Raw genomic sequence first — 11309 nt, 5'->3', positions numbered from 1 at the left:
GCACCCGCCGACTCCCCCCTCGCGCTCCTGCCGGTCATCGCGCACGCCGAGCGGTACCGCGTGCTGGCCGCCGCCGGGTACGAACCCGCCGACCCGGCCGCCTCCGGCCACTGGACGGGCCGCCGCGCCCGGCAGGTCATGAAGGCCGCCTTCGACTGGTGGCTGGAATGGGAGCTGGAGGGACACCCGCGGCGGCTGATCGACCTGAACTTCCTCGCCCACGCAAAGTTCTGCGAGGGGCGGGGCGCCGAGGCCGCCGCCCTGTTCCACCGGATCGGCCGCCACGCCACCCCGGCGCCCTGGTCGTACCCGGACCGCGACCCGCACACCGCTTTCGCCGCCGCCCGCGCCGGCGCGCTCGGCACGGCCTGACCCCCGACCCGAAGAGTGAGGACGCTCCCCCGATGACCACGGACAGTTCGAGAACGAGCCCATCCGCCTCCGGCGGCATCAGTACGTTCAAGGGGCACGAGCGCGCCCTGCGCGCCGACCGGCTCGGCACCGGGGGCCTGCTGCTCTCCGTCCTCGCCGCGACCGCGCCGCTCATGGTCGTCGCGGGTGTCATGCCCACCACATTCGCGGTGATGGGCATCGTCGGCCAGCCGCTGCTCTTCGTCGTCCTCGGCGTCGTCCTGATCCTGTTCAGCGTCGGATACGCCGAGATGAGCCGCCACGTCCACAACGCGGGCGCCTTCTACGCGTACATCTCCCGCGGTCTCGGCGGCACCGCCGGCGCGGGCGCCGCCCTGGTCGCCCTCGTCGCCTACAACGCGCTCCAGGTCGGCATCTACGGCATCTTCGGCTTCGAGGTCTCCGGGCTCCTCGCCACCTACGCCGACATGGAGATCGCCTGGTGGATACCGGCGCTCGTGGCCGCGCTCGCCGTCGGGCTGCTGGGCTGGCTCAAGATCGACGTCAACGCCCGCGTGCTCGGCGTGCTGCTGGTCATCGAGGTGCTCCTCGTCGTGGTCTTCGACATCGCCGCGATCGCCGACCCCGGCAAGGAGGGCCTGTCACTGCACGCCTTCAACCCCGACACCCTCACCGGCGCGGGCGTCGGCACCGCGCTGTGCTTCTGCATCGCCGCCTTCCTCGGCTTCGAGCAGGCCCCCGTCTACGCCGAGGAGACCAGCCGCCCGCACGTGCTGGTGCCGCGGGTGATGTTCTTCGCCGTCGGCGGGGTCGCCGTCTTCTTCGCGCTGAGCTCCTGGGCCCTCACCGTCGCCACCGGCCCCGCCGCGATCGTCGGCACGTCCCAGAAGCAGAGTGCCGGGCTGCTGTTCTTCCTCACCGAGTCCCGCCTCGGCGGTACCTTCACCGACGTCCTGCACGTCCTGTTCGTCACCGGCATGTTCGCCGCGCTGCTCAGCTTCCACAACGTCGTCGCCCGCTACGCCTTCGCCATGGGCCGCGAGGGACTGCTGCCCGCCGCCTTCGGCCGCACCAGCGGCAGCAGCGGCGCCCCGGGCACCGGTTCGCTGCTCCAGACCGTCGTGGCCGTGGCGGTCGTGGCCACCTTCGCCATCGCCGACGACAAGCCGGCCGGCGACCCGACCGCGCCCGTCCTGCACCTGTTCACCTGGGACGGCAACATCGGCGCCCTCGGCGTGATCGTGCTGATGGCGGCGGCCTCCCTGTCCGTCGTCGTCTTCTTCGTCCGCCGCGGCGCCGCGGGCGCCCAGGCCTGGCGGCTGGCCACGTCCGCGCTGGCGGGCATCGCCCTGCTGGTGATCGCCTGCTACACGGTGAAGGACTTCGAGGTGCTGGTCGGCGCCGGCCCCGGCTCCTCGCTGAGCTGGGTGCTGCCCGGCATCATCGGCCTCGCGGCGCTCGCCGGGGTGGTCCTCGGCCTGGTGCTGCGCGCCCGCGACCCCGAGAAGCACGCCCGGATCGGCCTCGGCAACGAGGCGTTCCAGCTCGACAAGGCGGCCTCCTCCTGACGCGGCCCGCGTAAGAAGTCGTTACGGAAGTCTGACGAGCACCCGCGATCCCTGTCGAATCGGGGTCGCGGGTGTTCGAATGAGTACGTGAACGAGGACGTACCCAAGGGTGTGAACGATGAGCACCCCGAAGAGCGGGGCACCCCGATCGGCCGCCGCGTCTTCCTCGGCACCCTCGCCCTGGGTGCCGTCGGCGTGGCCGCCGCACCTCCGCTGCAACGCGGCCTGGAGGGCTTCCTGGGCGGCGCGGCCGACAAGGACCCCACCGGCCTGACGGGCCTGCTTCCCAACGGTGGCGGCTTCCGCTACTACTCGGTCGCCTCGTCCGTCCCGCGCAAGAACGCCGGCAGTTACCGGCTCACCGTGGACGGCCTGGTCGGCCGGCCGACGACCTATACCCTCGCCGACCTCAAGGCCCTGCCGCAGACCCGCATGGTCCGCGACGTCCAGTGCGTCACGGGCTGGCGCGTCCCCGACACCCCCTTCGAGGGCGTACGCCTGTCCCGGATCCTGGACGCGGCCCGGGTCCGCCCCACCGCCAAGGCCGTCCGTTTCACCTGCTTCGACGGCACGTACACCGAGAGCCTCACCCTCGACCAGGCCCGCCGCGCGGACGTCCTGGTCGCCCTGCGCATGCAGGACAAGGATCTCGGCCACTCCCACGGCGGCCCGGTCCGGCTCTACGTGGCGCCCATGTACTTCTACAAGTCCGCCAAGTGGCTCTCCGGCATCACCGTCACCGACGAGGTACGGCCGGGCTACTGGGAGGAGCGCGGCTACGACGTCGACGCCTGGGTGGGTCGCTCGAACGGGCGGGACGATGACCCTACGAGCTGACACACCGCCGGTCACGGCCGACGTGCGCCGCTTCACCACGCTGCAGCGCTGGACCCACCGCACCACGGCCGCGCTGATGGGCATCTGCATCATCACCGCGGCCTGCCTCTACATCCCCCAGCTCGCCGAACTCGTCGGCCGCCGCGCTCTGATCGTCACCCTGCACCAGTGGGCCGGCCTCGCCCTGCCCGTCCCCGTCCTGGCCGGCCTCGCCTCCCGGGCCTTCCGCGCCGACCTCGGCCGCCTCAACCGCTTCGGCCCGCACGACCGCACCTGGCTGCGCGCCGCCCTGCACCGCGACAAACGCCGCTCGTCCCGCCCCGCGGCCAAGTTCAACGCCGGCCAGAAGCTCTACGCGGCCTGGATCGCGGGCGCCACACTGGTCATGCTCGCCACGGGCCTGATGATGTGGTTCACCCACCTCACCCCCTTGCTCTGGCGCACCAGCGCCACCTTCGTCCACGACTGGCTGGCCCTCACCATCGGCATCGTCCTGGCAGGCCACATCGGCATGGCCCTGGCGGACCCGGAGTCGAGAAGGGGCATGCGCACGGGCAAGGTGAGCAGAGAGTGGGCAGACCGAGAGCACCCTCTGTGGCGTCAGTAGAGCTATCAGGGGCGCGGGGAACTGCGCGACAAGCCACGACGCACCCGCAGACGCACGACTACGGATCCGTTACGGCGAAGGGGCGAAATCCAACAGCACCTTGCAGGACCGGCTCCGATCAGCCGCCAGCGCGAACGCGGACTCGGCGTCCCCCACGGGTACTACCGCACTGATCAGCCCGTCGAACGCCGGTTCCCGGGCCAGCAGCGTCAACGCCTCGTCGAACTCACCGCCGAAGCGAAACGCCCCGCGCAGCTCGATCTCACGGCTCACCACGAGGTTTCCCGCGAACGGACTGTGCCCCGCCGGCAACATCCCCAGCTGCACGACGACCCCGCCCCGGCGCACCCGGCGCAGACAGGTGTCGAGCCCCGCCGCCACGCCGGACGCCTCGACGGCCAGGTCGACCTCGTCCGGCCATCCGCGGTCGTCGGGGTCATCGGCCCGTACGGCCGTCCCGGCCCCCGCGATCCGCCCGTACTCCAACGCCTCCGGCAGCAGGTCCGAGACCGTGATGTGCGCGGCACCGGCCGCCTTCGCCGCCGCGACCACCAGACATCCGATGGGCCCGGCGCCCGTCACCAGCACATGCCGCCCCGCCACCCCACCGGCCCGCCGCACCGCGTGCAGAGCGACCGACAGGGGCTCGGCCAGCGCGGCCCGCCGCAGCTCCAGCCCGTCCGGCAGCGCCCGCACCTGCGCCGCCGGCACGACCACCTGGGCCGCGAACCCTCCCTGTACATGGGGAAACCGCGCCGCACTGCCGAGATACCGCGTGTCCCGGCAGACGTTGCGCCGCCCGGCCGCGCACTCCGGGCAGACCCCGCACGGAGTGGCCGGATGCACGGCGACGGCCCTGCCCGGTACCGGCCCCGACGCGTCGGCGCCGTACTCCACGACGGTCCCCACGACCTCGTGCCCGAGCACCATCGGCTCCCGCAGCCGGAAGTCGCCGACCCCGCCGTGCCGCCAGTAGTGCAGATCGGACCCGCACACCCCGCCGTAGCGCACGGCGACCAGCGCCCGACCGGGTCCGGGCCGTGGCACCGGCAGCTCCGCCACCCTCAGGTCGCCCTGACCGTGGATCACACAACCCAGCATCACAGCCGCCTCCCGGCAGGTCACAGCACGCTCGTCATACCGCCGTCGACATACAGCACCTGCCCGCTGACGAAGTCGGCGGCCGGGGAGGCGAGGAACAGCACCCCGCCCACCAGGTCCTGGGTACGGCCCCAGCGTCCGGCCGGAGTGCGCCTGCGCACCCAGGCGCTGAACTCCTCGTCCTCCACCAGCGGCCGGGTCAGCTCGGTCTCGATGTAACCCGGGCCCAGGCCGTTGACCTGCACCCCGTACGGCCCCCAGTCCGCGCACATGCCCTTGGTGAGCATCTTCAGCGCACCCTTGGTGGCGGCGTACGGCGCGATCCCGGGCCGCACCACCTCGCTCTGCAGCGAGCAGATGTTGATGATCTTCCCGTGGCCGCGTTCCGTCATCCGGCGCGCCGCCTCACGGCCGACCAGGAAGGCGCTGGTCAGGTTGGTGTCCAGGATCCGGTGCCAGTCGGACTCCCCGAACTCCAGCAACGGGGCGCGCAGTTGCATGCCCGCGTTGTTGACGAGGATGTCGAGCGGACCCACCCGCTCCTCGACCTCGGCGACCCCCGAGGCCACCGATGATCCGTCGGTCACGTCGAACGCGGCCGTGTGCACCCGGTCGCCGGGCAGCTCCGCGACGGCCCCGGCGAGCCGGTCCTTGTCGCGTCCGTTCAGCACGACCGTGCAGCCGGCCTCCGCCAGAGCGCGCGCGAGCGCGAGTCCGATGCCCCGGCTGGAGCCGGTGACCAGCGCCGTACGGCCGGCGATGTCGAAGAGGGGATGAGCCGTCATCGCCGCGGCACTCCTAGATCACTAGGGACAGCAGCAGGACCAGACCGCCGGCGACCACCGAGATGATCGTCTCCATGACGGACCAGGTCTTGATGTTCTGACCGACGCTCAGCCCGAAGTACTCCTTCACCATCCAGAAACCGGCGTCGTTGACGTGGCTGAAGAACAGCGAGCCGGCGCCGATGGCCAGGACGAGCAGAGCGGCGTGCGTGGTGGACATGTCCGCCGCGAGCGGGGCGACCAGACCGGCCGCCGAGACCGTGGCCACCGTCGCCGAACCGGTCGCGAGCCGGATCACCACCGCGATCAGCCAGGCCAGCAGCAGCGCGGGGATGGCCCAGTCCTCGGAGACGTCCAGGACCATCTGACCCACGCCCGTGTCGATGAGGGTCTGCTTGAAGCCGCCGCCCGCGCCGACGATCAGCAGGATGCCCGCGATCGGCATGAGGCTCTTCTCGACGAGCGGTGATATCCGCTCCTTGGAGAACCCGGCGGGCCGCAGCAGCGTGAAGATGCCGACCAGCACCGAGGCGAGCAGAGCGATCATCGGGGCGCCGACGACGTCGAAGACTCGCTGCACCGCGTTCTCGGGATCGTCCACGACGATGTCGACCAGCGCCTTGGCGAGCATGAGGATCACCGGGAGCAGCACGGTGAAGAGCGTGGCGCCGAAGCCGGGACGCCGGTCCAGTTCCTCGGAGGCGCGCTGCGGGATCATCTTCTCGGGGGCCGGGACGTCGACCCAGCGGGCCGCGTACTTGGAGAAGACCGGCCCGGCGATGATCACCGTCGGGATGGCGACGAGAACGCCGAGCGCCAGCGTCACGCCGAGGTCGGCCCCGACCGCGTCGATCGCGACCAGCGGACCGGGGTGCGGCGGCACCAGGCCGTGCATCACGGACAGGCCCGCGAGCGCCGGGATGCCGATGCGCATCAGCGAGTAGTTGCCGCGCTTGGCGACCATCAGCACGACCGGGATCAGCAACACGATGCCGACCTCGAAGAACAGCGGCAGCCCGATCACGGAGGCGATCAGCACCATCGCCCACGGCATCGAACGCCCGCCGGCCTTGGCGAGGATGGTGTCGACGATCTGGTCGGCGCCGCCGGAGTCGGCGAGCATCTTGCCGAGGATCGCCCCGAGGGCGATCAGCACACCGACGCCGGCGACCGTGGAGCCGAGGCCGGCGCTGAAACTGAGCAGCACCTTGTCCAGGGGTGCCCCGGCGATCGCGCCGAGCGCCAGCGACCCGATGGTCAGCGACAGGAACGCGTGCAGCTTGAACTTGGTGATGAGCAGGACGATGACGGCGATGCCCGCCAGGACGGCGATGCCCAGCTGAGCGTGACCGGCCGAGGTGATCGGCTCGGGTGCGTCCGCTGCCAGCATCTCGACGCTGAGTCTGGTCACGGTGGGTTCCCTTTGCGTTGGGGAGAGGAAGAGGGAAAAGGGGGAAACCGTCAGGGGCTACTGGACGGGCTCGGGGAGGTCCCGCAGGGCGTGGGCCGCCCGCTCGGTGATCTCCTCCGGGTCGCCCGCGACGTCCACCCCGACCCCCGCCTCGTCCGCCGCGAGGGGCTGGAGCGTGGCGAACTGGGAGTCGAGCAGCGCCGTGGGCATGAAGTGCCCCTGCCGGTGCGACATCCGGTCCTCGATCAGCGCGCGGTCACCCGTGAGGTGCACGAAGACCACGCCCGGCGCGGCGGCCCGCAGCCGGTCGCGGTACGACCGCTTCAGTGCCGAGCAGCTGACGACCCCGCCGAGCCCGGCCCGCCCGTGGGCCCACGCGCCGATGGCGTCGAGCCAGGGCAGGCGGTCCTCGTCGGTGAGCGGGGTGCCGGCCGACATCCTGGCGATGTTGGCCTGCGGGTGGAAGTCGTCGCCCTCGGCGTACGGAACGCCGAGCCGGGCCGCGAGCAGGGGACCGATGGTGGTCTTGCCGGTGCCCGCTACGCCCATGACCACGACGACATGGGGGGTGTTCATCGCTGCCTCACTGTCTGCTGTCCGAGGTCGACACGTGATGTCGACGCAACTGAAACCCATTAGGTACGACGAATTCAAGAGTCAGTGATGATTAAGTCTGACTTTTTGTCTCCGTGATCTGCCCCGTACGCTGAGTGCATGAGCGCAACGGGCCGGGGGCTGCACGGCCGGGTACTGGACACCCTCGGCCCCGAGATCACGGCGGGTGAGTACCCGCCGGGCAGTGTCCTGCGCACCGACGAGCTCGCCCAGCGTTTCGACGTGTCGCGCTCCGTGATGCGCGAGGCGGTCCGCGTCCTGGAGTCCATGTACCTGGTCGAGTCCCGCCGCCGCGTCGGCGTGACGGTCCGCCCGAAGTCCGAGTGGAACGTCTACGACCCGCAGGTCATCCGCTGGCGTCTGGCCGGCGCCGACCGCCCCGGGCAGCTTCGGTCCCTCACGGTGCTGCGCTCCGCGATCGAACCGGTCGCGGCCGGTCTCGCCGCGCGGCATGCCACGGCCGAGCAGTGCGCCGAACTCACCCGGTGCGCCCTCGGCATGGTCGCCCACTCACGCGGTCACAAACTGGAGGGGTACCTCCTCCATGACGTCGCCTTCCACCGCGTCGTCCTGGTCGCCTCCGGCAATGAGATGTTCGCCCGCCTCGGCGACGTCGTCGCGGAGGTCCTGACGGGGCGTACCCAGCACGACGTGATGTTCGAGGATCCCGACCCGGCCGCCGTCACCCTGCACGTCCAGGTCGCGGAGGCGGTCCGCGAGGGCGACGCCGTCCGGGCGGAGGAACTGACCCGCGAGATCACGGTCGGCGCCCTCCAGGAACTCGACATCCTGGCGCCGTAGCGGCTACGCCGGAAACTCCCCGTCGACGTACACCCAGGCCCCGTCGACCCGCTCGAACCGGCTCAGCTCGTGCAGGGATCCGCCCCGGTACGACGCCCGGAACTCCACGGTGCCGGTGGCGTGGAACGCGGACCCGTCGCTCGTCCCCAGGACCTCCAGCCCGGTCCACCGCATCCCCGGATCCAGCTCCAGCCGGCCCGGTCGCGTGCGCGGATGCCACGTCCGCAGCAGATACGCGACATCCCCCTTCACGAACGCGCAGTACCGCGACCGCATCAACGCCTCGGGGGTCGGCGCGGCAGCGGTCCCGGAGTGGAAACGGCCGCAGCACGCCGCGTAGGTCTGGGGGAGTCCGCACGGGCAGGAACGGCTGGTCATGGTCACCTCTCCGCGAAACACCTGAGGGCCGTGACCTCGTGGTCACGGCCCTCAGGCTCGATGTGTCCGAGGGGGGACTTGAACCCCCACGCCCGATAAAGGGCACTAGCACCTCAAGCTAGCGCGTCTGCCATTCCGCCACCCGGACAAGGTGTCTGTCGCGCGGGTTCTCCCCGCGGCGACGACGTAAACATTACCAGGCCTTCCGGGGTGGCCGATCACCCCCCGTCCGCACCCCGGCGAGGCGTGAACGGCGTGCGACGGGCCGGGAGCGCTCTTGGGGTGCGGGCGCGGGAGAGAGAGGATGAGGGGGACCCACCAGCAGTGACACCGGGAGGATGCACGTGAGCGAGACGGACACGGCCAGGAGCGTCACCGGCGAGGACGAGGTCGTGGACCTCTGCCGCGAGCTGATCCAGATCGACACCAGCAACTACGGCGACCACTCGGGTCCGGGCGAGCGCAAGGCGGCGGAGTACGTCGCCGAGAAGCTCGCCGAGGTCGGGCTCGAACCGCAGATCTTCGAGTCCCACCCGGGCCGCGCCTCCACGGTGGCCCGCATCGAGGGCGAGGACCCCTCCCGGCCCGCGCTCCTCATCCACGGCCACACCGACGTCGTACCGGCCAACGCGGACGACTGGACGCACCACCCCTTCTCCGGCGAGATCGCCGACGGCTGTGTGTGGGGCCGCGGTGCCGTCGACATGAAGGACATGGACGCGATGACCCTGGCGGTCGTCCGTGACCGGTTGCGCAGCGGGCGCAAGCCCCCGCGCGACATCGTCCTCGCGTTCCTCGCCGACGAGGAGGCAGGCGGCACGTACGGCGCCAAACACCTCGTGCGCAGCCACCCCGACCTGTTCGAGGGCGTCACCGAGGCGATCAGCGAGGTGGGCGGATTCTCGTTCACCGTGAGCGAGCAGCGCCGGCTCTACCTGATCCAGACGGCCGAGAAGGGCATGCACTGGATGAAGCTCACCGTGGCCGGCACGGCCGGGCACGGGTCGATGATCCACCGGGACAACGCGATCACCGAGCTGTCGGAGGCCGTGGCGCGGCTCGGGCGGCACAAGTTCCCGGTGCGCGTCACCAAGACCACCCGCGCCTTCCTCGACGAGCTCGGTGACGCGTTCGGCACCGAACTCGACCCGGAGGACATGGAGTCGACCCTGGCGAAGCTCGGCGGCATCGCCAAGCTCATCGGCGCGACACTGAGCAACACGGCCAACCCCACGCAGCTCGGCGCCGGTTACAAGGTCAACGTCATCCCCGGCGAGGCGACCGCCCACGTCGACGGACGGTTCCTGCCCGGCCACGAGGAGGAGTTCCTCGCCGACCTCGACCGGATCCTCGGCCCGAAGGTGCGGCGTGAGGACGTCCACGCCGACAAGGCCGTCGAGACCACCTTCGACGGGGCGCTCGTGGCGGCCATGCAGTCCGCGCTGCTGGCCGAGGACCCGACCGCCAAGGCGGTCCCTTACATGCTCTCCGGCGGCACGGATGCGAAGTCCTTCGACGACCTGGGCATCCGCGGCTTCGGCTTCGTGCCGCTGAAGCTGCCGCCGGAGCTGGACTTCGCCGGCATGTTCCACGGCGTCGACGAGCGGGTGCCGGTGGAGGGCCTGCAGTTCGGCGTGCGCGTGCTCGACCGCTTCATCGACGCGTCCTGAAGCCACCCCCGCGGACGGTCGTATTCGGTCGCGCGTACGGAACCTGCTGGGAAGAGTGAATGCGACCATAAGCTCGTAGCCTCATTACTCCAGCCTCGTTACAGGTAATGCGATCGCAAGATGGGTCGCTTTTGCCAACTAGGAGGAATAATGATCAAGAAGGTCGTCGCTGCTGCGGCTGCCACCGGTGGGCTGGTTCTCGCGGGCGCGGGCCTGGCCGTCGCCGACTCGGGTGCTCAGGGTGCCGCCGTGCACTCCCCGGGCGTCCTGTCCGGCAACGTTGTCCAGGTGCCCGTTCACGTCCCGGTGAACGCCTGCGGCAACACGGTCTCCGTGATCGGGCTGCTGAATCCTGCCTTCGGCAACACCTGCATCAATAAGTGATGCTTTCCCCTCACTGAGGGGAGTTCAAAGCCATCGGTCCCGGAATGCGTGCCATGCGCTCCGGGGCCGAACGCTTCTTTCGAGGAATTCGAGAAGAATTCGAGACTGGGTCGAAGGCAGGTATTCAGAAAATGCGACAGGCTACCCGCAAGGGTCTGATGACGGTGGCGGCCGCGACCGGCGTGATCGCCGCCGCGGGCGGCTCCGCGCACGCCGACTCGGGCGCCCAGGGTTCGGCGTCGGGCTCGCCCGGCGTGCTGTCCGGAAACTCGGTGCAGGCGCCGGTGTACGCGCCGGTCAACGTGTGCGGGAACACGGTCAACGTCGTCGGTGTGCTCAACCCGTCGGTGGGCAACTCGTGCGCGAACAAGGGCGGTGGATCGTCGTCTGGGGGATACGGCGAACACGGCGGTCACGGTGGTCACGGCGGCTCCCACGCGGGCGGGCACGCCACCGACTCGCCCGGCGTCGGCTCGGGCAACCACGTCCAGGCGCCGGTCCACGTGCCGGTGAACGTCTGCGGCAACAGCGTCGACGTCATCGGCGTCGGCAACCCCAGCACGGGCAACGACTGCTCCAACGGTGGCGGCGGCCACCACGGCACCCCGCCGGGCGGCGGCCACGAGACCCCTGGCCAGCCGGGGGGCCCGGGCCAGCCGGGGAACCCCGGTAACCCGGGCGATCCCGGGAACCCGGGTGACCCCGGCACCCCCGGCACCCCCGGGAACCCGGGTGGCCCCGGCACCCCCGGTGAGCCCGGTACCCCGGGCACCCCGCCCG

At 71.0% G+C, this 11309-nt stretch carries 12 protein-coding genes, 1 tRNA gene and 1 pseudogene; 8 read left to right on the top strand and 6 right to left on the bottom strand.

From position 1 onward, the window contains the following. From ABZ281_RS18770 to ABZ281_RS18755, 4 genes and pseudogenes are all read left to right on the top strand, one after another. Nucleotides 1–372, top strand: a pseudogene (locus ABZ281_RS18770) (hypothetical protein); the annotation flags it as partial. Between the two features lie 32 nt (nt 373–404). Continuing rightward, complete coding sequence (locus ABZ281_RS18765) at nt 405–1940, top strand: APC family permease (RefSeq protein WP_356656806.1); 1536 nt, start codon at nt 405–407, stop codon at nt 1938–1940. Nucleotides 1941–2051: 111 nt separating this feature from the next. Further along, on the top strand, nt 2052–2777 hold the full coding sequence (locus ABZ281_RS18760; RefSeq protein ID WP_356656810.1) for a molybdopterin-dependent oxidoreductase: 726 nt from the start codon (nt 2052–2054) through the stop codon (nt 2775–2777). Continuing rightward, nucleotides 2761–3384 carry a cytochrome b/b6 domain-containing protein gene (locus ABZ281_RS18755; RefSeq protein WP_356656804.1) on the top strand — a complete coding sequence of 208 codons (624 nt, stop codon included), beginning with the start codon at nt 2761–2763 and terminating at the stop codon, nt 3382–3384. The genes ABZ281_RS18760 and ABZ281_RS18755 overlap by 17 nt, the downstream gene beginning before the upstream one ends. Before the next feature lie 69 nt (nt 3385–3453). Here the strand turns inward: ABZ281_RS18755 and ABZ281_RS18750 are convergent, their stop codons facing one another. The 4 genes from ABZ281_RS18750 to ABZ281_RS18735 are packed head-to-tail and all read right to left on the bottom strand — an operon-like array spanning nt 3454 to nt 7257. After that, nucleotides 3454–4485, bottom strand: coding sequence for an L-idonate 5-dehydrogenase (locus tag ABZ281_RS18750; protein WP_356656808.1), 1032 nt, complete (start codon nt 4483–4485; stop codon nt 3454–3456). 20 nt (nt 4486–4505) lie between these two features. Further along, a complete protein-coding gene (locus ABZ281_RS18745) occupies nt 4506–5270 on the bottom strand; it encodes an SDR family oxidoreductase (RefSeq protein WP_356656802.1) in 765 nt (254 codons plus the stop codon). Nucleotides 5271–5283: 13 nt separating this feature from the next. Next, nucleotides 5284–6681: a gluconate:H+ symporter gene (locus ABZ281_RS18740; RefSeq protein WP_356656800.1), complete on the bottom strand. Its 1398-nt coding sequence runs from the start codon at nt 6679–6681 to the stop codon at nt 5284–5286. 57 nt (nt 6682–6738) lie between these two features. Next, nucleotides 6739–7257 (bottom strand): gluconokinase, encoded by a 519-nt coding sequence (locus ABZ281_RS18735; RefSeq protein ID WP_356656798.1) that lies wholly within the window; start codon nt 7255–7257, stop codon nt 6739–6741. A gap of 138 nt (nt 7258–7395) precedes the next feature. On the opposite strand from ABZ281_RS18735, the gene ABZ281_RS18730 reads away from it, so the two are divergent. Next, nucleotides 7396–8097, top strand: coding sequence for a FadR/GntR family transcriptional regulator (locus ABZ281_RS18730; RefSeq protein WP_356656796.1), 702 nt, complete (start codon nt 7396–7398; stop codon nt 8095–8097). Nucleotides 8098–8100: 3 nt separating this feature from the next. Here ABZ281_RS18730 and ABZ281_RS18725 read toward each other — a convergent pair whose 3' ends face one another. Both ABZ281_RS18725 and ABZ281_RS18720 read right to left on the bottom strand, forming a co-directional pair. Continuing rightward, nucleotides 8101–8475: a YchJ family protein gene (locus ABZ281_RS18725; protein ID WP_356656794.1), complete on the bottom strand. Its 375-nt coding sequence runs from the start codon at nt 8473–8475 to the stop codon at nt 8101–8103. A 63-nt stretch (nt 8476–8538) separates the two neighbouring features. After that, a tRNA-Leu gene (locus ABZ281_RS18720) sits at nt 8539–8623 on the bottom strand. A gap of 196 nt (nt 8624–8819) precedes the next feature. Between ABZ281_RS18720 and ABZ281_RS18715 the strand changes: the two genes are divergently transcribed. From ABZ281_RS18715 to ABZ281_RS18705, 3 genes are all read left to right on the top strand, one after another. Further along, nucleotides 8820–10145 (top strand): M20/M25/M40 family metallo-hydrolase, encoded by a 1326-nt coding sequence (locus ABZ281_RS18715; RefSeq protein ID WP_356656792.1) that lies wholly within the window; start codon nt 8820–8822, stop codon nt 10143–10145. Between the two features lie 150 nt (nt 10146–10295). After that, on the top strand, nt 10296–10529 hold the full coding sequence (gene chpH, locus ABZ281_RS18710; protein WP_356656790.1) for a chaplin ChpH: 234 nt from the start codon (nt 10296–10298) through the stop codon (nt 10527–10529). A 131-nt stretch (nt 10530–10660) separates the two neighbouring features. Further along, on the top strand, nt 10661–11309 hold a 649-nt coding region (locus tag ABZ281_RS18705), incomplete at its 3' end, for a chaplin (protein ID WP_356656788.1).

The sequence above is a fragment of the Streptomyces sp. NPDC006265 genome (assembly GCF_040613555.1).
Lineage (GTDB): Bacteria > Actinomycetota > Actinomycetes > Streptomycetales > Streptomycetaceae > Streptomyces.
Note: the sequence above shows the minus strand (reverse complement) of the source record. Positions and strands in the feature narration are given on the sequence as shown.

Coding starts and splice junctions, on each gene's coding strand:
- ABZ281_RS18765 (WP_356656806.1), top strand. CDS start 405: ATGACCACGGACAGTTCGAGAACGAGCCCATCCGCCTCCGGCGGCATC.
- ABZ281_RS18755 (WP_356656804.1), top strand. CDS start 2,761: ATGACCCTACGAGCTGACACACCGCCGGTCACGGCCGACGTGCGCCGC.
- ABZ281_RS18750 (WP_356656808.1), bottom strand. CDS start 4,485: ATGCTGGGTTGTGTGATCCACGGTCAGGGCGACCTGAGGGTGGCGGAG.
- ABZ281_RS18745 (WP_356656802.1), bottom strand. CDS start 5,270: ATGACGGCTCATCCCCTCTTCGACATCGCCGGCCGTACGGCGCTGGTC.
- ABZ281_RS18735 (WP_356656798.1), bottom strand. CDS start 7,257: ATGAACACCCCCCATGTCGTCGTGGTCATGGGCGTAGCGGGCACCGGC.
- ABZ281_RS18730 (WP_356656796.1), top strand. CDS start 7,396: ATGAGCGCAACGGGCCGGGGGCTGCACGGCCGGGTACTGGACACCCTC.
- ABZ281_RS18725 (WP_356656794.1), bottom strand. CDS start 8,475: ATGACCAGCCGTTCCTGCCCGTGCGGACTCCCCCAGACCTACGCGGCG.
- chpH (WP_356656790.1), top strand. CDS start 10,296: ATGATCAAGAAGGTCGTCGCTGCTGCGGCTGCCACCGGTGGGCTGGTT.